This window comes from Paenibacillus sp. FSL H8-0259, assembly GCF_037963255.1.
Taxonomy (GTDB): Bacteria; Bacillota; Bacilli; order Paenibacillales; family Paenibacillaceae; genus Paenibacillus_AQ; species Paenibacillus_AQ phytohabitans.
This window is the reverse complement of record NZ_CP150147.1, coordinates 3,925,554-3,949,342: the sequence shown is the minus strand read 5'-3', so window position 1 is coordinate 3,949,342 and position 23,789 is coordinate 3,925,554. Positions and strand designations below refer to the sequence as shown.

General features: G+C 52.1%; 25 protein-coding genes and 1 pseudogene. 6 read left to right on the top strand and 20 right to left on the bottom strand.

Annotation, left to right across the window (positions count from 1 at the left end; translation table 11 throughout):
* Positions 1–82: 82 nt before the first annotated feature.
* The 3 genes from NSU01_RS16810 to NSU01_RS16800 all read right to left on the bottom strand — a co-directional run bounded on the left by NSU01_RS16810 (position 83) and on the right by NSU01_RS16800 (position 2,377).
* Positions 83–562, bottom strand: a complete 480-nt coding sequence (locus NSU01_RS16810; RefSeq protein WP_231575379.1) for a GNAT family N-acetyltransferase — start codon at positions 560–562, stop codon at positions 83–85.
* 265 nt (positions 563–827) lie between these two features.
* On the bottom strand, positions 828–2,021 hold the full coding sequence (locus tag NSU01_RS16805; RefSeq protein ID WP_076245939.1) for an IS256 family transposase: 1,194 nt from the start codon (positions 2,019–2,021) through the stop codon (positions 828–830).
* A 131-nt stretch (positions 2,022–2,152) separates the two neighbouring features.
* Entirely contained in the window at positions 2,153–2,377 is a 225-nt protein-coding gene (locus tag NSU01_RS16800) for a thioredoxin family protein (protein WP_256704038.1), read from the bottom strand.
* Positions 2,378–2,530: 153 nt separating this feature from the next.
* Here NSU01_RS16800 and NSU01_RS16795 point away from each other — a divergent pair.
* Together NSU01_RS16795 and NSU01_RS16790 are read left to right on the top strand one after the other, a co-directional pair.
* Positions 2,531–3,168, top strand: a pseudogene (locus NSU01_RS16795) (LysR family transcriptional regulator).
* Complete coding sequence (locus NSU01_RS16790) at positions 3,168–3,809, top strand: AAA family ATPase (RefSeq protein ID WP_042137166.1); 642 nt, start codon at positions 3,168–3,170, stop codon at positions 3,807–3,809. Before NSU01_RS16795 ends, NSU01_RS16790 begins: the two are co-directional and overlap by 1 nt.
* A gap of 27 nt (positions 3,810–3,836) precedes the next feature.
* Here the strand turns inward: NSU01_RS16790 and NSU01_RS16785 are convergent, their stop codons facing one another.
* The gene (locus NSU01_RS16785; protein WP_042137164.1) at positions 3,837–4,754 is read right to left on the bottom strand and encodes a class I SAM-dependent methyltransferase; all 918 of its coding nucleotides are present in this window, start codon (positions 4,752–4,754) and stop codon (positions 3,837–3,839) included.
* 103 nt (positions 4,755–4,857) lie between these two features.
* Positions 4,858–6,243: an FGGY family carbohydrate kinase gene (locus tag NSU01_RS16780; RefSeq protein ID WP_042137162.1), complete on the bottom strand. Its 1,386-nt coding sequence runs from the start codon at positions 6,241–6,243 to the stop codon at positions 4,858–4,860.
* A gap of 137 nt (positions 6,244–6,380) precedes the next feature.
* Here NSU01_RS16780 and NSU01_RS16775 point away from each other — a divergent pair, with 137 nt between their 5' ends.
* Positions 6,381–7,139: an SDR family oxidoreductase gene (locus NSU01_RS16775; protein WP_039291601.1), complete on the top strand. Its 759-nt coding sequence runs from the start codon at positions 6,381–6,383 to the stop codon at positions 7,137–7,139.
* 72 nt (positions 7,140–7,211) lie between these two features.
* Here NSU01_RS16775 and NSU01_RS16770 read toward each other — a convergent pair whose 3' ends face one another.
* The 5 genes from NSU01_RS16770 to nirB form a co-directional block, all read right to left on the bottom strand.
* Positions 7,212–7,532, bottom strand: a complete 321-nt coding sequence (locus tag NSU01_RS16770) for an iron-sulfur cluster biosynthesis family protein (RefSeq protein WP_042137160.1) — start codon at positions 7,530–7,532, stop codon at positions 7,212–7,214.
* 193 nt (positions 7,533–7,725) lie between these two features.
* Positions 7,726–8,493, bottom strand: coding sequence for a uroporphyrinogen-III C-methyltransferase (cobA, locus tag NSU01_RS16765; RefSeq protein ID WP_042137158.1), 768 nt, complete (start codon positions 8,491–8,493; stop codon positions 7,726–7,728).
* Positions 8,490–9,359, bottom strand: coding sequence for a formate/nitrite transporter family protein (locus NSU01_RS16760; protein ID WP_076248293.1), 870 nt, complete (start codon positions 9,357–9,359; stop codon positions 8,490–8,492). The genes cobA and NSU01_RS16760 overlap by 4 nt, the downstream gene beginning before the upstream one ends.
* Positions 9,360–9,388: 29 nt before the next feature.
* Entirely contained in the window at positions 9,389–9,700 is a 312-nt protein-coding gene (gene nirD / locus NSU01_RS16755; protein ID WP_042141172.1) for a nitrite reductase small subunit NirD, read from the bottom strand.
* Between the two features lie 18 nt (positions 9,701–9,718).
* Entirely contained in the window at positions 9,719–12,145 is a 2,427-nt protein-coding gene (gene nirB, locus NSU01_RS16750; RefSeq protein WP_076248294.1) for a nitrite reductase large subunit NirB, read from the bottom strand.
* A 342-nt stretch (positions 12,146–12,487) separates the two neighbouring features.
* Here nirB and NSU01_RS16745 point away from each other — a divergent pair, with 342 nt between their 5' ends.
* Both NSU01_RS16745 and NSU01_RS16740 read left to right on the top strand, forming a co-directional pair.
* Positions 12,488–13,084 carry an ANTAR domain-containing protein gene (locus tag NSU01_RS16745; protein WP_039291592.1) on the top strand — a complete coding sequence of 199 codons (597 nt, stop codon included), beginning with the start codon at positions 12,488–12,490 and terminating at the stop codon, positions 13,082–13,084.
* Between the two features lie 12 nt (positions 13,085–13,096).
* Positions 13,097–14,143, top strand: a complete 1,047-nt coding sequence (locus NSU01_RS16740) for an anthranilate phosphoribosyltransferase (RefSeq protein ID WP_076248296.1) — start codon at positions 13,097–13,099, stop codon at positions 14,141–14,143.
* Positions 14,144–14,787: 644 nt separating this feature from the next.
* Here the strand turns inward: NSU01_RS16740 and NSU01_RS16735 are convergent.
* The 8 genes from NSU01_RS16735 to NSU01_RS16700 form a co-directional block, all read right to left on the bottom strand.
* On the bottom strand, positions 14,788–15,282 hold the full coding sequence (locus tag NSU01_RS16735) for a DMT family transporter (RefSeq protein ID WP_042137149.1): 495 nt from the start codon (positions 15,280–15,282) through the stop codon (positions 14,788–14,790).
* Positions 15,283–15,330: 48 nt separating this feature from the next.
* Positions 15,331–16,029, bottom strand: coding sequence for a cyclic nucleotide-binding domain-containing protein (locus NSU01_RS16730; RefSeq protein WP_042137147.1), 699 nt, complete (start codon positions 16,027–16,029; stop codon positions 15,331–15,333).
* A gap of 31 nt (positions 16,030–16,060) precedes the next feature.
* On the bottom strand, positions 16,061–16,486 hold the full coding sequence (locus NSU01_RS16725; RefSeq protein ID WP_042137145.1) for a DMT family transporter: 426 nt from the start codon (positions 16,484–16,486) through the stop codon (positions 16,061–16,063).
* A 182-nt stretch (positions 16,487–16,668) separates the two neighbouring features.
* The gene (locus NSU01_RS16720) at positions 16,669–17,070 is read right to left on the bottom strand and encodes an NUDIX domain-containing protein (protein ID WP_042137143.1); all 402 of its coding nucleotides are present in this window, start codon (positions 17,068–17,070) and stop codon (positions 16,669–16,671) included.
* A gap of 15 nt (positions 17,071–17,085) precedes the next feature.
* Positions 17,086–19,044 (bottom strand): TetM/TetW/TetO/TetS family tetracycline resistance ribosomal protection protein, encoded by a 1,959-nt coding sequence (locus NSU01_RS16715; protein ID WP_076248298.1) that lies wholly within the window; start codon positions 19,042–19,044, stop codon positions 17,086–17,088.
* Between the two features lie 9 nt (positions 19,045–19,053).
* Positions 19,054–20,037, bottom strand: a complete 984-nt coding sequence (locus tag NSU01_RS16710; protein WP_076248301.1) for an aldo/keto reductase — start codon at positions 20,035–20,037, stop codon at positions 19,054–19,056.
* Positions 20,038–20,427: 390 nt separating this feature from the next.
* Positions 20,428–20,607, bottom strand: a complete 180-nt coding sequence (locus NSU01_RS16705; RefSeq protein WP_042137137.1) for a hypothetical protein — start codon at positions 20,605–20,607, stop codon at positions 20,428–20,430.
* Positions 20,608–20,642: 35 nt separating this feature from the next.
* Complete coding sequence (locus tag NSU01_RS16700; RefSeq protein ID WP_042137136.1) at positions 20,643–21,485, bottom strand: GNAT family N-acetyltransferase; 843 nt, start codon at positions 21,483–21,485, stop codon at positions 20,643–20,645.
* Between the two features lie 134 nt (positions 21,486–21,619).
* Here NSU01_RS16700 and NSU01_RS16695 point away from each other — a divergent pair, with 134 nt between their 5' ends.
* Entirely contained in the window at positions 21,620–21,724 is a 105-nt protein-coding gene (locus tag NSU01_RS16695; RefSeq protein ID WP_144026215.1) for a TOBE domain-containing protein, read from the top strand.
* A 98-nt stretch (positions 21,725–21,822) separates the two neighbouring features.
* Here the strand turns inward: NSU01_RS16695 and NSU01_RS16690 are convergent, their stop codons facing one another.
* Positions 21,823–23,109 (bottom strand): HAMP domain-containing sensor histidine kinase, encoded by a 1,287-nt coding sequence (locus NSU01_RS16690; RefSeq protein ID WP_083705745.1) that lies wholly within the window; start codon positions 23,107–23,109, stop codon positions 21,823–21,825.
* On the bottom strand, positions 23,096–23,776 hold the full coding sequence (locus NSU01_RS16685; RefSeq protein ID WP_076248303.1) for a response regulator transcription factor: 681 nt from the start codon (positions 23,774–23,776) through the stop codon (positions 23,096–23,098). Before NSU01_RS16685 ends, NSU01_RS16690 begins: the two co-directional genes overlap by 14 nt.
* Positions 23,777–23,789 lie beyond the last annotated feature (13 nt).

Below are 23,789 nucleotides of genomic sequence, written 5' to 3'. Positions count from 1 at the left end.
CACAAGGACGCGTAATTTGAAAAATGAAAATAATCCTCCCTGAATCTTCAAGGAAGGATTGTGGATACAATGGTTTGAATTTCTAAGACAACTCTTTGATATACCAGGCGTCGCAGGCATAATGCTCTGAACCGGCAAGCGGAGCATCCAGCAGCCCGAAACCATGTTTGAGATAGAAACGGCCTGCGGCCTGCATGGTCTGCAGCGTCTCCAGATAACATCTGCTGTAATGTTGCCTGGCGAATTCCAGTGCCGTCCCTAATAAATCTGCAGCAGCTCCTTGGCCGCGGATGGCGGATGACAGATACATTTTCTGCAGCTCACAGATCCCGTTCTCCTCATCAAAAGGTGCAATTCCGCAGCCGCCAAGCACCTCCCCATCTTCTTCAACAATCCAGTAAGCCCTGTTCGCAGCACTATTGTAATAGGTGTATAGGTCATGCATGCTGTCATCAGCCCAGGCGAGACCGTCACGGTTGCCCCCGAATTCAATCAGACATTCCCGGATAATCCCTTCAATAGCCGCATTATCTCTGCGCTCTATGTATCTGATATTCATCATTCTGTTAAGCCTCCCGCCATTCTTCCGGGCTATGTCCCGTTATCCTATTCACTTTATCATAACAGCAGACTTCCTACTCCACAAAATCGCAAAAAGCCGCAAACACATCCCTTCATACCTGTAGAATAGGATGTATTTGCAGCTCAATAGGTAGCGTCAAGAAGTTTGTGTAAGAGAGTAGAAGTACCTCCCCGGGTTACGGGTTGGGGGTGCAGGTGTTTCTGGGGGCGGGGGAACCCCGACCCCCAGAAACTGGATTCATCCGCTATTCTTCTTCGGGTGTAGGCAAGGAAGGGTAGCGTGCTTCAAATAACTCGTTTAGCTTCTTTTTGACGGGTTCCATCCCAAAGCCAGGAACGACCCGCTGCCCATGACGTTCATTGTAGTCGAGCATTTCGAGATACACGATTTTCTCTGCCGCATCCATATTCGTCAAACTGTTCATCGGTTTCAGGCGTTTGCGGATTTCCTTGTTCATTCGCTCAATCGGATTCGACGTATAGATCGCTTTGCGAATGGGCTCCGGGTACTTGTAGAACGTCAGGAGTGTGCACAACTGCTCCTCCCAGGACTTCATTTCTTTCGAATACAGCTTGTTCCACTTGGCTTTGACCGTATCAAAGTTAGCCCGGGCCACGACCTCATCCGGTGCGGTATACACGGTCTTCAGGTCTTCAAGGACATCGGTTTTGTGCTCGATCCGGATTTTGGGGAACGTGGCCCGCACCTTGTGCACCACACAGTGCTGCACATCCGCCTGCGGGTACGTCTCTTTAAAGGCCGCATCCAGCCCGGGAAGCCCGTCAAACACACCGAGCAACACCTCCTGCGCTCCACGGTCGTACAGGTCTTTCAGCACCTCACGCCAGCCGTTCGAACTCTCTTGACCGCCGACGTAGAACCCGAGGATTTGACGTTGTCCCTCTTCGTCAATCCCCATCGCAAAATAAACGACCTCAACGCGGACCGTACCCCGTTTGAGCTTCACGTACAGCCCATCCAGGTAGATCACGCTGTAGCGCTTGCTCAGCGGCCGTTTCTGCCACTGGTGGATGTCGTCCAGGACGGTAGCCGTAATGTTGCTAACGGTCGTTGGAGAGTAATGGCTTCCAAACATACTTTCAATAAACCGGGCCACATCCCGCGTCCCCATGCCGCTTTTATACATCTGGATGACCGCTTCCTCCAGCCACCCGTCCCGCCGCTGGTACGGCTCAAACATCTGAGTTTGAAACAATCCTTGGCGGTCGCGGGGGACCTCCAGGTCCTCTAGATTGCCGTATTTCGTGTGCAGGTTTCGGGTGTAGTATCCGTTACGGCTATTGCGTGTACCTGCTTCCTCGCTCGCCATGAACGCCTGCATTTCTGCACGCATGATGGACTCCAAGTGGTCTTTCACAAAATCGTTAACAAGTTTTTCAAATAGATTATTCAGTGAGCTTTCGGGTAAAATAGTCATTGGTAGGGTTCCTCCTTGGTGGTTTCGCAATCCTGAGGATACCCTACTTTTTTGTTGCCTGACTAGGCTCCAAATACTGGTACACAACTTATTTTACGCCATCGCTCAATATCTAAAAGATTATACTTTGATTACTTTTTGACATCCTCCATGCTGGCTCCGAAATTAATAGGATAGACCCATCCATCCAGGACAAGTGCCGGAACGGATTTCACTCCTGCCAGCTCAGCTTCTCCAATCCGGGAGGTGTCCGTGCTGAAATTCACGACTTCAATTTCAGTTTTGGCCGGGTCCAGATAGTTCAGAATCATCTGCTCCGCATCTACACATACCGGACAGCCCGCATGATAAAACACCGCTTTTGCCCTTGTAATTTCTCTTTTCTAAGTTTTGTTGTTTCTGACAACTCTTATTTTAGAGAATGGCAGGTGCTTTTTCTATTCAGAATAGGCTATCATTATCATAGTTTCAGCCAATGCAAATTAAACAAAGGAATGAAGTGAATCCTCATGGAAATGAAGCAGCTGGAGTATTTCTTGGCCGTGTGTGAAGAAATGCATTTTACCCGCGCAACGGACAAGGTCCGGATATCGCAGCCTTCGCTTAGCCAGCAGATCCGGAATCTGGAGTATGAGGTCGGCACCCCGCTGTTCGACCGGATCGGCAAGAAGATCGCGTTGACCGAAGCGGGAAAAATACTCAAGCATCACAGCCAAAATATCTTCTACGAATTAAATCAATCCAAAAATGCGATCGACGAGCTGCTTATGAAGCCTGGCAGGACGGCATCCCTATGAAGCAGCTTGCGGAGCTTCCCCTCGTTCTCCTGCCGGACAACTTCTTCATCCGGCAGCTGTTGAATGACTACAGTGAATCATTAGGATTCACAATTAAACCTTTTCTGGAGATGACCACGATAGAGGCACTTGTCCATATGGTGGAGAGCGGCATGGGCTGCACGGTTCTGCCCCGCAGCTTAATGGAGCATCTGCAGAAAGATTCAGTACGGGTGCTTCCGATTATTAATCCTTCGCCGACACGCCGGATAGGCGTTGTGTTTCGCAAAGAAAAATACATGTGTGCAGCGACCAAGCGCTTCATCCGCGAGCTGCAAGAGAATGCTGCACATTTCAAGGAGAGCGTCTAATGAACAAACTTGTATTTTTCCTCGGTCCGGGCGGGGCCGGCAAAACAACACTCGCCAAAACCATAGCAGCCCGGCGCCCGGCCTCTGTATTCGATATGGATATTCTGCTGCGTCCGGCAGCTACCGCGATCATGACTATGCATGGACTGGACCCCGATGACAGGGATTCGGATGAATATAAAAGCTTATGCCGGGACCTGGGGTACCGGATTACAATGGACGCTGCACTGGACAATATCGGCCTTCAAAGCGATATATTCGTCGTAGGTCCCTTCACCAAGGAGGCGGCCGACCCGGAATGGATCGGGCGTGAACTGTCGCGAATCGGACGTACACTGGCGGAGGTCGAGGTCAAAGTTGTCATGGTCAGTCTTCCAGATGCGGCAGCGTTCCGTGAACGGCTTGAGGGCAGACAGTCCCCTCTGGACGCCTGGAAGTTCGCACACTGGGATGAGTTCAGCGCTTCCCTGGGCAGCCGCACCGTGGCATGGCCGCTTCCGGCTTCGCAGGTGGCACAGATCGATAATTCCCATCCGGACAGGAACGTTGCTGCTGCGGCTGTGGAAGCTTTTATTTACGGGGAGGCATCTTCCTCCGCATTCCTTATCGAAAAGAACCTCCCGCCTATAATAATAGACTGAGAGGTTCCTTTGTAATTCGAATATTTATTATTGTTTTATCGCATGAATATAATGAATCGTCTCAAAAGCGGTCAAAGCATCACTCCGGTTGCTGAAGAATCTGTCATTGATCTCCGCCGGGGACAAGTGCTCATAAATCAGCAGGCCTGCTTGCTCCAGCAGCTGCTCCATTTCATGATAAGCGAAACAGGATTTCATCGGCTCACCGCTGACGGCAGCCATCTGTAGCATCTTTTCCACCCGGCCGGACACTCCCTTCTCTTCAAAAAGCCGCTCATCCGCATAATCCAGCACGATAGAGCTACCTGCCGGGAGACCGGCGAATACTTCAGTAATCAGTCTGGCATTCTCCTCTTTCGTGAGGTAATAGGACACACCCAGCAGGCTGAAGAAGGTCTTGGCTTGTGAATCAAATCCTTGCCCAACCAGATTGGAAGAAGAGAATTCCCTGGTGAAGTCCATGGGTACAAAGTGAAGATTGACCGGAACTTCCAACCCGGCGTCACTGAGCCTCTGCTGCTTGAACTCCTGTGTAGCCGGATAGTCCACTTCAAATATCTCCAGCAGGTCTTTCAATTCAGGATGACGGTAGCCAAAGGTATCAAGTCCGGCTCCAAGGATGACATACTGCTTCAGTCCTAAGGTTAGCTCATGCAGCAATAGGGCTTCACAGTAAGCAGCACGCGCGAGCGGTGTCGGAGACAGCTGTACATGTGTAATCCATTTCAGAATGGCGTCCGGATCATCCTTATGTTGATTTGCAATGTCTGTGTTGAAAAAAGAGATGCCCTGCACCATATTCTTGCGGATGTCTGAAAACTCCTGCGGTGAAATCAAGTCTTGGGCCAAATAATCATCGAAAATCTTGGGTGTGTCATATTTACTGTGATAGGCTCGGCCAAACGCTGCTACTTTGGAAGTCAAACTGGACTCATTCTGCTTCAAACGTGTATCCTCCCATATAAAAATAAGATTCCCCCGGCCGGGAGAATCTTATTATATACACAAACTATTAATATGTAAATTATAGCATAATTAATATATTTTGTCAATGATAAAATTCTCCAAGAAAAGCACCAGCTTCCCTGAAACTGGAGATCACCCCGCTGCCGACAGCTGCACAGAGCGCTGCTCCTACAGCAGCCTCTTCAGTTTGCGCACCGGCTGTGAGCGGCACTCCGAATGCTGCTTCAGCCTTGGCACACAGCACAGGATTACTCCGCAATGCATTACCGGAACCTATGAGGCGGGTGAACCCCTTCGCCCCCTGCTGCTCCAGATCCTTCAGGAAGCCGTATAATTCATCAATCATCCCCTGGAGAAAAGCATGGGCCAGTCCGGCAGGTGTGAAGTTATCTAGTGTGATTCCCTCGATGCTACCGCGATTGCCCGGCTCAGCTCTTGTACCCAGAAACTGTGTATTCACCTTTAGGCCAGTGTTCTTTCCACCAGATGGCTCTTCCGTAAGCAATTGAGCCAGCAGAGAATAGATATCTGCAGGTGCTTCTCCTGTGTAAGCTGTGATCAGCTGCCGGATGAAGCCTTCCAGCAGAGCATAGGATCTGCCGCCGCTAAGCGCAGCCCCTACCATGAGTACTCCACCGCCCGGATAAGGGCGCACCTCCATTGCTGAAGGAGCAGGGGTGTATTCAGGAAGCCAGGCCGATAGCTGGCTGCCCGTGCCGATGTTCAGCAGCAATGAACCGGCGGGCTGCGGCACGCTGCCCAGGAAGCTGGCCTGATTGTCCCCGAGTGAGGTGTACACAGGTATTCCCTGCGGTGTAGCACCGATTGCAGTCCCTGAAGGGACGACCGGCGGCAATATCGCCACATCGATTCCGGCCTGAATGAGTGCTATTTGATCAAAATCGCCCGTCTGTAAACTGAAGCCACCAATGCCGGCTGCCTGTGTTGCATCAATTAAAGGTACCGCGCTGTTTGCCAGCCTCATCGCGATGTAATCCGCAATCGTGCAGAATCGGACCGCATTCCCAGGCACCAGCTGATGCTGCAAATTATAATAATGAGTGGCCAGTCCGTAGCCTGGAGCTATATGATATCCGGCAAGTACGCTTAGTTTCTGCGCATAAGTGTAACTGCTGTCCTCCACACAAGGCTGGCCGCCTCTCCCATCCTGCCAGGTATAGAGCGGGCCCAGAGGATTGCCGCTCTGGTCTATATATAGAATCCCGTGCATCTGCCCGGTCAGGCCGATTCCTGCTGCTTCCGGCTCCCTTGACAGCAGGAGACCAAGGATACGTTCAGCCTGCTGCAGAATAATCCCCGGCTCCTGCAGACGTTCCCATTCATGATTCCGGCTGGATGGTTTACTTGTTTGTTCCTCAGTAATCGTATGCAGGACGGTTCGTGTCTCCAAATCGTAGAGCAATCCGGAAATTGAGGTGGTTCCGATATCCAGTCCGATCATGATCATGTACTTCATCCTCTTTCCGTTCATATAGCCTATATGGTAAGCCTTCACGAAGTATAGCGTCAACCCGGCGCATAAAACCCCATGGATCAAATGATACTAGACCAGACAAAGTATAAATTCAAGCGGGAGGCGTACATGTGAGACTTCAGAACAAAGTGGCAATAGTAACCGGCGCGGCATCCGGTATGGGCAAAGCGATTGCGGCTCTCTATGCCAAAGAAGGTGCTAAGGTAGTAGTGGCGGATATTCACTTGGAGGCTGCGGAGACGGTGGCCGGGGAGATTAAGTCCGGCGGCGGTGAAGCCCTCGCGGTGAAAGCAAATGTTGCTGATGAATCTGATATCCAGAACCTGATCGACACTACAGTAAAAACCTACGGAACCGTAGATATCCTGGTGAACAACGCGGGGATTATGGATAACTTTGAACCGGCAGGTGACATTGAGGATGACAGCTGGAACCGCATCTTTGCCGTCAATACTACATCCGTAATGCGTGCTACACGTAAAGTACTCCCTATCTTCTTGGCTAAACAGCAAGGGGTGATCATTAACGTAGCATCCGCAGGCGGACTTTTTGGTGCCCGGGCAGGTGCAGCTTACACAGCCTCCAAGCATGCGGTTGTCGGATTCACCAAGAATACCGGATTCATGTATGCTCCTCAGGGCATCCGCTGCAATGCGATTGCTCCGGGCGGGGTGGAGACCAATATCGGATCTACCATGACGCATATTAATGAATTCGGTATGGGACGTACGCAGCCGGGATTGGCTCTTAACCCGCGCACAGGCAAACCGGAGGAAATCGCGCAGCTTGCCCTGTTCCTCGGCTCAGACGAAGCAAGCTTTATTAATGGAGCGGTGGTAACGGCTGATGGCGGATGGACTGCTTATTAAAAGTCTGCGCTGCTTCAAAAGAAAGGCCATCTCCCGTTATTCACGGTTGATGGCCTTTGTTACATACCGTTGTTAGTTGCGTGCATCCTGCACCCTGATATTACTGCCGAACAAGGTAGAATCGCTTGTCAGTTTGTAGGCTGGGTAGCCTTCCTCTGCTTCCAGTCGCATGATCTCATCGAATAGGGATTCCTGCTGCCGGTCACACAGAAAGGTAAAGGGTTCGGTTTGAAATACGATATCCGTCGGGGAAGGCCCGCTTACAATCCGGATGACTAGAACGCCATTGCAGCCGCAATCCTCTGTATCATAGAACATTTTGAATTGCCCGGGCTGGCCGGCAAGGCTCTGCGCAAGCCGTTCTTCGGTGAGCGGGTTTAGTTGTATTTGCATCAGATATTTCTCTCCTTTGTTGGGCAAAATGCCTGCGAATTCGATCAGGTGTCCAGTATAGTGTGTATTTTGCCCGGACTCCTGTGACAGCAGTCACTTTGGGTATGACATTAATATAACATATCATCAGGCGTTGACGTGCCCAAGCCTGTGCTTGGGACATATCAACGCCTGATTAGGGATATACTATATCCTAGCCGATCTGTGAGCGCACTGTCTTTTCCAGGCTGAGCAGTTCCTCTCTTACCTTAACCACTTCGCCAATAATGATGATGGCCGGATTGCTGATTCTCATCGCCGCTGCCAGTTTGCCGATACTGCCGAGCGTTCCGGTCACTGTCCGTTCGCGCACTGTTGTCCCGTTCTCAATCAGGGCAATAGGTGTCAGCGGATCTTTGCCATGCTTAAGCAGCTGATCACAAATCTCGCCCAGTTTGCTGACTCCCATATAGATGACAAGGGTGTCCACACTATGGGCAAGTGCATCCCATCGTACCGGAGAGTCCTGATCATGGCAGCGGCTGCCCGTCACGATAGCGAATGAAGCCGCCAATCCGCGATGGGTCAGCGGGATTCCCGCGGAAGCGGCTGCGCCGATCGCCGAGGTGATCCCGGGAATCACTTCGTATGGGATTCCCGCTGCAGCGGCTTCCAGCGCTTCCTCTCCGCCGCGTCCGAAGACAAACGGGTCTCCGCCTTTCAGGCGTACCACGTGACATCCGCCTGCAGCATAGTTGATCATCAGCTGCTGGGTGGATTCCTGCGGCATCGAGTGAAGTCCGGGCGCTTTGCCGCAGTAGATGCGCAGAACATCGCTTTTGGCATAGCCCAGCAGCTCTTCATTCACCAGGCGGTCATACAGAATCACATCTGCACTCTGAATACGCCGCAGTGCCTTGACTGTAATCAGCTCGGGATCACCGGGGCCTGCACCGACAATGGATATGCTGCCCTGCTTCATAGGCTTTTCTCCAGGGCGGCTGTGGCTGAGATCACTGTATCACGTCCCGGCGTCAATCCGGCTTCAGAAGCGGCTCCGGGTTTGAAGCTTTTTTGCGACAGATAGAGAAGAATGCCCGTGAACAGCAGGCCTCCGGCGAAATTGCCGATCAGAACGGGAATGCCGTTCCAGATCCACCAGTCCGCGAAGCTGACATTCGCGCCAAGCATCATTCCGGCAGGAATAACGAAGAAGTTGACAACCGTATGCTCGAAGCCTTGCCCGAAGAAGGTCAGGATCGGCAGCCACATGGCGAAGATTTTACCGGATGTGGACTTCGAGGTCATAGCCATTACCGCACCCAGCGTAACCATCCAGTTGCAGAGCATCGCTTTGATGAAGACAAGGGTCATCCCCTCAGCCCCCATGCTCTTGTATGCTGTAGTCTTAGCCTCACTGGTCGAAATTAATGTCTGGATCAGCGGATTCGACATATCCGTCCCCATCTTCGTAATTGTGAGTCCATACAGAGCTGCGTATACTGCGCATCCAATCAGATGCCCGATAATAACCCAGAAGAAATTGCCCAGCATCCGTTTTATTGTTGTCCGCTTCTCCAGCACAGCCAGCGGGACCAGGGCAAAGCTGCCGGTGACGAGTTCTAGCCCAAGCAGAATGATCATCACAAAACCTACAGGAAACAGAAGTGCACCAACCATCGGGATCTTGGTCTGGGCGGTGGCGGTAAAGGCCAGTGTTGTGGCACAGGCCAGTATGGCACCCCCAAGGCTGCCGCGGACAATCAGCTGCATAATGCCCAGTTCCGCTTTGGTCTTGCCGGCTTCAATCATTGAGGTCAATACTTCACTTGGTTTGACATAGTCCATTAGGAATCCCCCTTATATGCTCGGATGAATTATATCGTTAGGTACAAGCTGCCGCTGGTGTGATCAACCTCCACCTCATAGGTTGTCACATGCCCTGTATCCGGTGCCTGCACGTCACCGCTATGGAGATCGATCCGCCAGTCATGGAGCGGACAATGCACCTTGGAACCGCAGACCATTCCTTCGGATAAGACTCCGCCTTTATGCGGGCATTTATTCTCCACTGCCAGCACCTCACCGCTGCTTAACCGGAACAAGGCAATCTCGGTATCTCCCACCCGTAACTTACGCGATCCCTTGATGTCAATATCGTTCAAGTTACCAATGAGCATCTTGGTCATTGTCATTTGTAAGCCCCCTTAGACTGTCTCCGGCAAGGAGATCGGTTCGAAATTTTTGCGCAGCTCCGGTGTATTCACAATTTGCTTCCATGGATCGGTGGTAAGACTAAGCGTCTTCTGAATTCTCTCCTGCAGCGCCAATCGTGCCTCGCGGGACTCCAGCGCCTGCTTGATGCTGTCAAGCCCGACACGTTCCACCCACTGGGCAGTCCGTTCATTCCACCCGGCATTCTCACGGTAATATTGCAGGAACGCACTGGCCCACTCCATCACCTCATCATCGGTCTTCACCACGCAGAGCAGTTCCGTGGCCCGGACATGAACGCCGCCGTTACCGCCGATATGCAGCTCCCAGCCGCCGTCAATGGCTACGACTCCGAAGTCCTTAATTGTCGCTTCCGCACAGTTGCGCGGACATCCGGATACGGCCAGCTTCACTTTGCCCGGTGTGTTCAGCCGTTCAAAAGCCTGTTCCAGCCGGATACCCATTCCAAGGGCATCCTGTGTGCCGAACCGGCAATAGGTGGAGCCGACACAGGTTTTCACTGTCCGCAGTGTCTTGCCGTAGGCATGGCCGGAGGGCATATCCAGCTCTTCCCACATCCTCGGCAGGTCCTCCTTCTTCACCCCAAGCAGATCGAGCCGTTGTCCGCCGGTGAACTTGACCAGCGGGACATCGAACTTCACCGCAACTTGGGCAATCTTGATCAGTTCAGCTGGAGAGGTAACACCGCCGTAGATTCTCGGTACCACGGAATACGTACCGTCCTTTTGGATATTGGCATGGTAGCGCTCATTGGTGAATCTCGATTCATTCTCATCAATATATTCTTCAGGATAGAGCATCCCCAGATAGTAGTTCAGGGATGGACGGCATTTGGCGCACCCTTCTTCGTTGCCCCACTCCAGGACATTCATGACTTCCTTGACGGTCATCAGCTTCATCCGCTTGATTTCGGCGACGATCTCATCCCGCCCGAGCGTGGTGCAGCCGCAGATTCCTTCTTTGACCGTTACGGCAGCCTCGCCGGCATATAGCTGCAGCAGTCCTTCCACCAGCGGCTTGCAGCCGCCGCAGGAAGCCGATGCTTTGGTGCAGGCTTTGATCTGCCCTACACTGGTACAGCCGCCGGAGGTAATCGCCTCGGCAATCGCCCCTTTCGAGACTCCATTGCAGCCGCAGATGATCTCATCATCCACCATTCCTTCAAGCCGGTTCCCTTTGGGTGCCAGCGCATCAGCAGATATTCCAAGCAGCAGCTCTTTCTCTCTCCCCTTAATATTCTCGCCCTTCTTAATCATCGAGAACAGCTGCGCCCCGTCACCTGTATCTCCGAACAGCACGGCTCCAATCAGTTTATCACCGTGAATGACCAACTTTTTATACACACCATCGGTCTCATCCTGGAACCGCAGCGCCTTGGTGCCGGGCTGTTCGGTGAATTGTCCAGCCGAGAATACATCAACGCCGGATACTTTCAGCTTGGTAGAGGTAACCGAACCGGCGTAGCCTTCTGTTGTTACACCTGCCAGCCTTTTAGCCAGGACAGCGCCTTGTTCATATAGCGGGGCGACAAGCCCGTAGGCAATACCCCGGTGTTCCGCACACTCCCCGACGGCATAGATGCCGGGCAGACTGCTCTCCATATAATCGTTCACAATAATTCCGCGGTTGACTTCAATCCCGCTGCTGCGGGCAAGCTCTACATTCGGCTTGATGCCGACTGCCATCACAATCAGATCCGCGTCTTCAATGCTGCCATCTGCGAACAAAAGGCCTTTGACCCGCTTTTTGCCAAGAACCGCTTCGGACTGCTTCTTCAGCAGGAACTTCATTCCCTGGGCTTCCAGTTCCTTGCGCAGCATTACAGAGGCGGACTCGTCCAGCTGGCGCTCCATAATATATTCATGGATGTGGACTACCGATACCTCCATCCCCAGATGCAGCAGCCCTCTTGCCGCCTCCAGTCCGAGCAGACCGCCGCCGATCACCAGCGCTTTGCCATATTTTTGCGATACCTCCTGCATGATTTGTGTATCCTTGATATCCCGGAAGGCAATGACGCCCTCCTTCTCGGCACCTGGGATCGGCAGCATGAAGGGGTTGGAGCCGGTTGCCAGAATCAGCTCATCATAACTTGTAGTAATTCCTTTATCCGTATGGACTTTGCGCTCTACAGGATCAATGGAGGTTACGGTGTGTCCCGTATACAGCTGAATATTGAAGCTCCGGTACCACTCCAGGTCGTTGATTACGATCTCATCAAGGCTTGCACCGCCTGCAAGAACAGAAGACAACATGATCCGGTTATAATTCGGATGCGGCTCCGAACCAAAGATTGTAATGTCATAAGCCTCCGGCGCTAATTTGAGCAGATGCTCAATCGCCCGTACCCCTGCCATTCCGTTACCGACTAATATCAGTTTTTTGCGAATTGCTGACATGTCTCTCTCTCCTCTCCAGGTAAACAACAGAAATAGCCCGCTTCACTCCGCCCGGAAACATACTTCTTCCGTTGCGATTTAAGTGAAAGCAGGCGCCATTGCCGCTTCAACCGAATACATCGTTGTATTCGCAGAATTGATGAATTTGTTAAAACGACTATACTACAGCCATCCTAATTACGTCAATAATTATGACATATAAAATTTTATTATTTTAATTCATCGACAAAATTACCAGAACTGTGTTATATAATATTACATCATCTTTATTCCGACTGTACTTATTCTACACTGGTGTGCAGACTTATCCCCTTATTATATGTAAAAGGAGCGTCGTCAACTATGCATTCCCTGTTAGTTATAGATCCGGGCAGAACAGAGAATTCCGCAGAAGAACGCTCCTCCCCAACTCCTGACAGTATCCTCAGTTCCTGTGGTTATGTGATCGGGACGGCTGCTTCGGAAGATCAGGTCTTTCCGCTGATCGGTGACACGGATGCCTTCATTCTCCATCTCCCCGTTACTGAGATCAGCTATTGGAGAAGTATTCTGGTTCAGCACAAGGTTGCCCCGGTACTCTGGTGGTGTACCCCGCGGACCGCAACGTTATCCGTCTCTGCCTGTGGAGATGATATTATGGTGGACGGAATATTGTCTCCGGCGATGCAGCCCCAGGAGATCCACTGGATTCTTCACTTCAGCTCCAGGCAATGCTTCGAGCGCCAGCAATGGCTCAAGGAACGGGAACAGCTGTTATCCCGGCTTGAGGAGCGTAAATGGATCGACATGGCCAAAGGTATTCTCTCCAAAGCCAGGAACATCAGCGAATCCGAAGCTTACGACCTGCTGCGGAAGCAGGCCATGAACGAACGGAAACGGATGGTCGATGTCGCTACTTCCATCGTCAAGGTGTACCAGATGCTGCAGGATCAAACTTAAGGAGACTTCCATATGATTAATATTCTGAAAGAAGTTGCCCGCGGCAAACGCGGTGCCAAGGATTTAAGCTACGGGGAAGCGGAATATGCGGCGGAAGCCATTCTTGGACAGACTGCTTCTCCGGTGCAGATTGGCGCTTTCCTGATCGCCGAACGCATGAAGCTGGAGAGCCTGGAAGAGCTGGAAGCCTTCGTTGCGGTCTGCCGCAAATATGCCTCAAGGGAACCTGTCCAACAGGGGATCGATTGTGCCGGACCCTATGACGGCAGGGTGCATTCCTTCATCGCCACGTTCCCTACTGCCTTTCTGCTGTCTGCCGCCGGTCTGCCGGTTACCCTGCATGGCTCCGCAGGCTTGCCTCCGAAGTGGGGAATTACGCTGCAGGATATCATTCATGCATCCGGAATTGATATTGCAGGTCTGAGCCGCAGTGCGGCCATTGAGGCGGCGGAGGCCAGCGGTGTGCTGTTTGCGAAATCGGAGCAGTGGTGCCCGCCGCTGGGTGCTCTGCGCGGCCTGCGTGAAGACATTGGGCTGCGCACGATTTTCAACACAGCCGAGAAGCTGATTGATTATTCCTGTTCACCTTATATCGTCTTCGGCATTTTTCATAATACGGTATTCGACCGGATCTCCCGGCTGATTGTGAAGCTCGGATATCAGCGGGGACTGGTTGTTCAAGGCGTGGAAGGCTCGGAGGATCTGTATATCGACCGGCCGAACCGCGTATACCGCATTCAGGATGGAGCGGCGGAGCTGGATATCATTGATCCGGAGTCGCTCGGACTGGAAGTGCCCGTTCCGGAGGTCGATTGGACAGCCGAAAGACAGCTGCGTACCGCCGAGGAAGTGCTGCAGGGCGGCGGACATCTGGCGTTCTACAATCAGACACTGCTGAATGGTGCAGCCAGGCTCCATGCCGCCGGCAGGGTCAACTCTATTGAGGAAGGCGTCTATACCTGCAAGCATCTGCTGGACAACGGCCAGGCGTGGAACACGTATGCGAAATGGAAAAGCGCCATGCAAGGCAGCACAGCAGCCTCTCTCGGGCAGGTGTAGCCTGCTTTGCAGGCGTATATAGGGGCGGCAGACCGTATTGCGGTCTGCTATTTGCGCGCGCTTAAGCGCCGGGCTGCAGCATGGTGTTGCTTTGCTTTGCGGGAGTACCGGCAATCAGGCACTTTTTCTGCGGGAGCATACCGGGGTTCTACACGACTCATTCGCTAATGTCGAGGACTGAGATTCCGTTATTTCAGCAATTATGGCGAAATCGCATGACACGCGGACTCAGATTCCGTTAAGTGTCCGAAACACGCTTATTTTATGTCCGAATGTACAGGATAACGGAATCTCAGTCCGCGTACGCACCAATAGAAGCTTTTTACATGAAATAGAGGAATATCAGTCCGCTTCTTCACTTATTCGAACATCACCATCGCCAGCTTCAGTTCCAGCACCTCCAACACACCAGCATTACCAGTTCCACCAGCACCACCAACTCCACCAGCTCCACCAGTACCTTCAGTCCCACCAGTACCCGTTCTTAGCAAGCCCTCCACTTATCCGCATCTCTCCTGAAACGGCGGCTTACCCATCCCTATAAAGACAGTATTTTTTCAGCTAGTGTGAAGCAAATAAATTCTTGTCTGGCGAAAAAAAAGCACGCAGTCCGTTTTTGAACGGGTGCGCGCCTCTCATTTAATTCAATCCGTATGCAGCGCACTGCGGCGCTCGATGGCTCCGGCGGAGTCTTTAGAATCGCTTTTGCCGCCTAATTTGAACACCAGAATGCCTCCAACGATGATGAGCACGCCGATTAGCTGGTTAAACGAGAACGGAACCTTCTCCAGCCCCAGCCAGCCCAAGGAATCCCATAATAAGGCGAAGCCGAGCTGCGCAGTCAGGACGATCGAGATGGCATACGTTGCGCCAAGAATTCGGGTGGCCTGGACCAGACAGATGACGACGCCTACACCGATCATACCGCTGAACCAGTACCAGGGCTGCATATGCTGCAGCGTGAACATGTTCTTCCCTTCCATAATCAGCCCCATAATCAGTGAAGCTGCGAATCCCATACCCAGCACCAGTGTGGTGGTTGTCCAGGAGCCTGTATGCTCATTGACCTTGGCATTGAAAATATTCTGTAGACTAACCAGTGCACCCGCGATCAGCGCGAGTAGTATTCCTGCTAACATATCTGTTGCTCCCTTATATGCTGATTTGTATTGCCTTATTGCCTGGTTTTATTCGTAAATATTGCGGCTGGCCAGAGCTGAGAGCCCTTCCCTGTCCTTGACGATAATTGCCCCTGAGCTGCGCTCGGTCAGCCCTTCCTGGCAGAACTTCCGGATCACTCTGTTCAAATGCCTGTAGCTGGTGCCGATGAAATTCGCGGTATCCACCAGATTAATCGTATTCAGCTGGCCGGTAAATTGCGGATCCGATTCGTCGTAGGAGATGGACAGCAGGTAGCTGGCCAGCCGCACATCCACCGGATGCATCAGATTAAGACTGAGGAAGCTGGACTTCCGGTAGAACTTCTGAGTGATGATCTCCAGCATAAAATGCAGCAGCGGCGGATGATCCTTCGCATATTTATTCAGCCAGCGGTACGGCACCGCAATCATGTGAACCGGTGATACCGCCTCTACCGTATTGAGCATTTCCGTACCCTGAATATATTCAACATCGCCGATAAGCTCCAGCGGTGTTTTGAATGAGATGATTAGTGTTCTGCCCTCTGCCGAGGTCGTGTAAATCTTAAGCTTCCCTTTGACCAGCACATAGAGTGTGCTTGAAGGGTCTCCTTTGGAGCAGATATGCTCTCCCGGATCGTAGCTTAGCAGCGACAAGAGCTGTTTAAGCGGCTCTGTGAAAATATGATCGAGCTGGTGCTTCTGCAGATATGCTTGCAGCCGCCCGGAATCTTGAATTTCCTTCATCGCACAGGTTCACCTCCGCTTGACCTAATCATCAGAACTTCAGCACAACCACACCCAGGATCATCATCCCGATCCCGATAAACTGCGGCAGCTTCATCTTCTGCCTGGCTACCCCGAACCAGCCCTTGATGTCGATAACAAAAGTCAGGCACAGCTGGGCAATCAGCAAAGCAGAGATGGTTAAGGTGACACCGATGCTCTGAATCGCCGTAACCTCACTGAAAATAACGAATGCGGCAAATCCGCCGCCGATCAGATACAACGGATTAACCTTACGGAAGCCGTGTTTCTTCCCGTCCCGTACGATCAGCGCAATGACCAGCGCCATCAGGAACCCGGTGAACTGCGTGATCGTCGCTGCCTGCCACGTACCAATATCCTGGCTGATTCTTGCATTCGCTACCCCTTGCAGCGTAATGCAGGCCCCGCCTATAAATGCGAAAATTATCCCCTTCATCTGTCTCTCTCCTCTATATACTGTCTGCTTTAATTAAAAGCCAGTTTGCCGGATTCGGGAAGGACATATGTCCTGAATTGTAAAAGTGTCTGCGGGCGGCTGCCCGAAAGCAGCCGGTAAAGAGATAAAAAGCCCATTCCGAACCGGATTTCCGGCTCGAAACGGGCTTATAACAGTATGGTTTAGGAGAGCAGCTTCATTTCCCGCAGCTTGTCCATAATCATCACACTGACAGCTGATACGCGCGCTTTGTCTTCATAGGTTAACCAGGCCAATTCCTCGATTTCGGAAGCCGGGCTCAGTTCACCCGTGAACTCAGCCGTCAGGCAGGTCATACGGACTGAAACGCCTTCTGCTTTGCCATGCGCGGGAGCTTCAAAGCTTCCGAATTCTGCAATGGTCTCCGGTTTGATCTGAACAGATAATTCCTCTTCGATCTCCCGGATCAATGTCTGTGCATCACTCTCACCAGACTCCCGTTTGCCTCCGGGGAAATAATAGGTGTCCTTTCCTTTGGAACGAGCGCCAAGCACCTTGCCGTCCACGATATATATCCAGGCAACTTTATCTATGATTTCAGCCATTGTTCATCTGCTCCTTCATCGTACTTTAATATGCATATGCTGCTCCGCTTCATCCCAGGGGACCGGATACGCCTGGCCTTTGGCGCAGAAGATCGAGGTCGAGGAGTAAGCCGGATCGGCATTTTTATTATAATTCCGCTGCTGAATTACTGTTTCGGTCTGATGGCACGGCTGATAACCGGCGACTCTAAGCGACAGCGAACCCTTGCCCTGGGTCATGGAAGCCAGTCTCACCCCATAATTCATGAAGCTTGCCACTGGAACCGTACCGGTAATGACAGCCTTGGACTCTGTAATCTCAGGAGGGTTGAAGCTGCCGCTGGCCTGCTGGATATCACTCATTACTTTGCCCACGTAGTCTGAATCTATCCGGAGCTTCAGGTCATAGACCGGCTCCAGCAGCAGATTCACGGCCTGCTCCAGTCCCTGGCGCAAGGCACGGTAAGCCGCTTCTCGGAAATCTCCGCCGCTCGTATGCTTGTTATGAGCTCTGCCGCTAAGCAGGGTGATCTTCAGGTCGGTCAGCGGTGACCCGGTCAGCAGGCCGTGATGGCTGCTCTCCAGCAAATGCTGCCCAATCTGATGCTGATAGCCCACGGCCAGATCATCCGGGTGACAGCTGTTGATGAAGGTAATACCGCTGCCGCGATCCCCTGCCTCCAGCTTCAGATGAACCTCAGCGTAGTGGCCAAGCGGTTCGAAATGTCCGTAGCCATAGACGGTGCCAGTGATCGTCTCCTTGTAGAGAATCTCCGGCGGCCCAAAAGCAATCCGGAGCCGGAACCGTTCAGCCATGATCTGCTCCAGAATCTCCAGCTGAATTCCGCCCATGACATGGATATGCAGCTCCTGCAGCTCTTCATCCCAGCTTACATTGAGCGAAGGATCTTCCGCACCCAACTGTCCAAAGGCATTCATCAGTTCCTTCAGGTGTACCGGCGGCTCAAAAAGGACTTTGGATTTCAGCGTAGGTATCAGGCCGCTTTCCTGTGAGTCCGTCAGTTCACCAACGCCCTCTCCCGGCAGGGCTTCAGTAAGCCCTACAACCGCGAACAGCTCCCCTGCGGCAGCCCAATCGGCGGAAATATATTTGGTGCCGTTGTATTTGCGGATTCCGGTAACCCGCGCCGATACACGTTCCGGTCCATGTCCATACATTAAGTTGTCCCTGTTCTTCAGTACTCCCTGTAGAGCCTTGATGTAGGTGATACGGGTGCCTTTGTCATCGTGGCGGATCTTATAGACTCTCCCCGCAAATGGCAGCTCATGATCGTACTCCGTGAAGGTTAACGCGTTCAGAACCTCCAGGAACCCGTCCACCCCTTGATCAAGCAATGCGGAGCCCTGCATACAAGGAAAAATGTCGCCCCGTTTCAACATGTCAGGCAGTGCACTGCGGCAGACATTGTCAGGCAGAGCTCCTTCCAGATACATCTCCAGCAGCGCGTCATCACGCTCCGCTATAAATACTCTCAGCTCATCAGTCAACGCCTCCCCCGGCAGCTGCGGCAGCATTAAGGCATTACCACTGAGCTGCTGCCGAATCTCTTCGAGTACACGCTGCGGGTCCGCACCGGCACGGTCGGTTTTGTTAATGAAGAACAGGGTGGGAATGTTATGCTGGCGCAGCAGCTGCCACACAGTTTCTGTATGACTCTCTACACCCTCCACCGCGCTCAGAATGACCACCGCATAATCCAGCACCTGCAGACAGCGCTCCATCTCTGGAGAGAAATCAACATGGCCCGGGGTATCCAGCAGGAAATATCGCGAATCCTTATATACAAATTCCGCCTGATCGGCAAAAACAGTGATTCCGCGCGCTTTTTCAATCTCGTGGGTATCCATGAAGGTATCCTGATGATCCACCCGGCCCCGGCTGCGGATCGTTTCGGTATGGTAGAGCATCTGCTCAGCGAAGGTCGTCTTGCCGGCATCTACATGTGCAAGCAGTCCGACGGTTATATTGTTCATAAGGTGCTGCTACACACCTCCACGGATATGCGGAACAACCTCGGACTGATAAAATGCGCTCAGGCGCTCCATTTCAGTTGAACTATAGGAAGGAGCTTCAAGTGTAGCGAGATTATCCGCTACCTGAGCTTCATTCTTGAAGCCCGGAATCACACAGCTGACGGCGGGATGGTCCAGAATCCAGCGCATGGACGCTCTGGCCATATTGCCGCGTCCTTCAGCAATCCACTCCAGCTTGCGGGCCAGTTCCACTCCGGTAACAAACGGAAGTCCGGCGAAGGTCTCACCAACGTTGAATTGCTCGCCGTTCGCGTTGAAGCTGCGGTGGTCGTTCTCCTGGAAGGTACTGGTCTCCTTGAACTTGCCGGTCAGCAGACCGCTGGCCAGCGGCAGACGCACCAAGATTCCTGCGCCGCGGGCAGCCGCACGCGGTAATAACTCCAGCGCCGGCTGCTGGCGGAACAGATTGAAGATCACCTGAAGCGCCTCTACTCCCGGATATTCCAGGCATAGCAGCCCTTCCTCGATGGTTTCTACACTTACGCCGTAGTGGCGGATTTTACCTTCGGCCTTCAATTGTTCAAGGGCCCCGAAGACACTGCCATCCCGCAGAATTTCCATAGGCGGACAGTGGACCTGATACAGATCAATCGCTTCCCTTTCCAGCCGCCGCAGGCTCTGTTCACAATATTCGCTTATTCTGCGCGCAGAGTAATTCTCCGGATCATGAATATCACCGGCACGGCAGAATTTCGTAGCAATATGTATCTCATCCTGCTTGCCTTTGGTTGCCTTGGCCAGCAGCTCTTCCGCATGCCCGGAGCCGTATACATCGGCAGTATCAAAGAAATTAACGCCCTGCTCCATAGCCAGCTGTAAGCCCTTAAGCCCGTCTTCATCCCTGCTGTTGCCCCAGTCCCCCCCGATTGCCCAAGTGCCAAAGCTGACTTCACTTACTGACAAACCTGTATTTCCCAGCTTGCGGTATTTCATCGTAGAACCTCCGTTTATGAGTGTAGTTAGTGTAATGAACCCTATGGAACCGTTAACAACTGACCTTATTATTATGAATGGTTTGCGCGAGAAGGTCCAGTCTCTGTATAGCTATACCGCCCGTGCTTAATCTCAGACTAATCGGACTCAGAATCGCTTATATTACTCGATACTGTGCATTTGGGGCACGATTTAACCAGATAACGGAATCTCTCAGTCCGCTTCATCCTCAAAAGGTGGTTTCCTCACGAAATAGGGTCCTCTCAGTCCGCTTCATACAACACTGGCTTTCTTGACCAAATGCAACATAGAATTGCTTACAATAAAAAAGACCGCCTCCATTATAGCGGAGCACAGCCTTTCACTAAATCCCGGCACAACATTATAGCTCTATCCGGTAGAACGGTCCTCATTTCTCGACTGATAGAAGGCCAGGCCCCATACAAGCAGAACCAAAGGAATGAAGACAAACCAGGGAAGTGTGACGGTATCTCCAATAATGAACGAAATAGCCAGCAGAATGACTACCACGATAATGGAATACAACATCCCTCTGCCAAAAGTTCTCATAATACTCTCCTCCTGTCACTGGATTATATTGTATATTACCCCGGTGACTGAAGTTTAAGCTCCTGGCTCTCCATGACAAAAGCAAACACCGGATAACTCTCCACAGGCTCGAATCCCAGCTTCAATGCCAGCCTGTGTGACGCGGTATTCTCATGTGTGGTTTCCCACAACGGAAGCTGGCCTCTGTCCAGGTAATAACTAATCAGTGACCGTGCGGCTAGCGTTGCGTATCCTTTGCCGCGCTCAGCTTCTGAGTATGTATCCACATCAATGAAATATCTGTTGTTATCGGTGAAGCCGTTATGCTTACAGACAGAGACTGCCTGACCCTCTACCTTCACCACAGCTCCGGTGGTTGTCAGGCTGCTGAAGCGGTTATGTATGTCAGACATATCATCTTCATGCTCCTCCAGAACAGGAAATTGCCTGTAGTCAACGGTCACGCCGCTGCCTGAAGCGTCTTCCGTAACCTTACTCTCAGGCGGATTAAACCTTGCACGATTGAACTCATATACCGATTCCATATGTCTATATACTTGCAGTCCGGCATATCCGGGCTTAAATAATGCCGTCCATGCATCACAATCATCCGTGTATATCTCGAACCAATTCTTTTGCCGCCGCCGGCAATCCGGAATCACTTGGGTCTGCAAAAATGCTGTCAGCTTCATCCTGTTCAGCTCTGTTCTGATATCTCCGGCAGCATACATCCATCTCCCCGTAGCCCATACCACGGCAAGGGATGGTGCAGCTGCATCATCGGCAAATACCCGTCCGGGATAATTCCCCTGCAAGACTGACAATGCGGGAATATGCTGCTTCTTATCGGCAAAAAAAACTTCAGCCGCAGGATAATTCTCAAATTTCAGCTCAATCATCGCATTAAACCTCCAATACAATCCATGTTTCCGTTTACAATAATACTCTATTATGCTATTTGTCGACAATGGTAGCAATTCACTTGTGGATTATCGATATATTTGGCAATTTTTAGTTATACTCGGTATTCTATATCTCTACCATCATCTCAGTTGAAGCGCTGCGCGATTTGGAACTGAAGGAAGGCTCTCCTGTTACCGCAATTATCAAAGCTTCCTCCGTATTGCTGATGGCATAACCGGCTTTCAGCTTACGCCGGGTATGCGCATAGCCTATACACGCCCGCACGCCAAAAAACCTGATCCGGCGATCCTCCGCCGATCAGGTCTTTTAGGTTCAATACCGCAGCACCAGCACAAACCGCATCCCCTGCTCCAGCGGCTCTGCGAAGATGTCGCCGCCCATCTTCATCAGCAGCTGCTTGCAGATGAATAGGCCGAGGCCGTTGCCTGGCTTCCCGTCCGCATTGGGGCCGCGCCAGAAGCTGGTGAAGATATGGGGCAGCTCGCCCAGCAATAGCGGTTCGCCTGAATTCTCAATGACGATGAGCTGGCGGTACTCCTCTTCCCGGAAGGTCATGCTGACCGTACCGCCATCGCCGTATTTTATCGCATTCTCGATAAGATTATTAAGCACTTCAAACAGCCTGTCCAGATCACCCAGCAGCAGCTTATCCTGATAAGGCCCCACCTTCAGCTCTATCTTCAGCAGCTCCAGCCGTTCTTTATGACCCGGGACAACCTTCCTGATCAACTCACTGATGTAGAACTCTCCCGGCACGACCTCCATCTCCTGCAGGGAGGAGACCGAGGCCGTGATAATATCCCCGATCAGCTGCTCCATCTGCTCCGCTTTCCGGCCGATCAGCCTGGCGGCCGCTTGGCGTTTCTCTTCACTGTCATAGAGGCTGCCGTCTAGGGCACTGGCGTACAGCCTGATTGCGGCGACTGGTGTTTTGAGCTCATGTGACAGGGAGGCGACCAGCGTCTGGCGGTCTTTTTCCAGGCGGAGATTGGTCTGCTTCTGGGCATCCAGTGTCTGCCGCAGCAGGTCCAGCCCCCATACGAAACGGCCGAAGAACCGGCTCCGGTGCTCCTTCATGCCTGTATTTAATTGGCCTCTGGATAACTCGTAAGGCAACTCCTGTAAGGTGTGAAACGGCTGCAGGATCTGCCTCCGGATATAGAACAGCAGTGCAGTCACCGCCCCAAGCGCCGCCAGCAGGAACACATTCAGGATTAGGAATACGCTGTGATCCGCACCGGGCAACCGGTATGAGAACCTTAAATACCCTGTCAGCTGCTGGTCCTTATAGACAGGTTTGACCGTGAATTCGTATGAATCCGCTACACCTATTCCGGCAAAAAACCGCTCAACAGCCTCTGCTTCCGCCCCCTGATCTATCCAGCTTAAGCCGTTAACGTATGTATAATCTCCCGGAGTAAGTATAATCTCATCCGGCCGCACCCCGCGCTGCACCTGCTCAATGATCCGGTTGATCTCCACCCGGTAAGCTTTGCCGGGCTCCCGTATTTCCCGGTAGGATACATATGCATTCAGAATGGCAATCACGATGAACCCGGCGAGTATTGTCCAGAGAATCAGCCGGTTAAATGCCTTCATATTTGTATCCTACCCCCCAGACGGTTACAATCCGCCTCGGCTCTTTGGGGTTCAGTTCGATTTTGTCCCGCAGCTTATTCATATGTACCGTCAGCGTAGAAGGCTCACTGAAGCTGTCTGCTCCCCATACCTGCTGGAACAGCCACTCTTTGCGCAGAGCCTTTCCCTTGTTATTCATCAGCAGCACCAGCAGCTCATATTCCTTGGCCGTCATCCCGAGCGGCTGCCCGCCTCTATATACCATCATCGAGGTCCGGTTAACTGTAAGGTCTCCATCAGCCAGCAGCTGCTTATCATCGTTCATCTCATAGCTTCGACGCAGATGTGCTTTGACCTTGGCAGTCAGCAGGTTGACCGAAAAAGGCTTCTCCAGATAATCATCTGCACCAAGCTCAAGACCAATAATCTTATTGTCATCCCCATGGCGTGCACTCATAATCAGAATCGGCAAATTGAACTTCTCCCTGGCGAGTCTGCAGACGGCGAAGCCGTCAAGCTCCGGCAGCATAATATCGAGCAGCAGCAGCCTGACAGGATGCATCTCCAGATAGGCCAGCCCCTCTTCCCCGGAAGCCGCAATGAATACAGAATACCCCTCCATCTGCAAAAAATCCTTAATCACCTCCGCCAGCTCCGCATTGTCTTCAATGATCAGAATATCCGCCACGGCTATCTCCTCC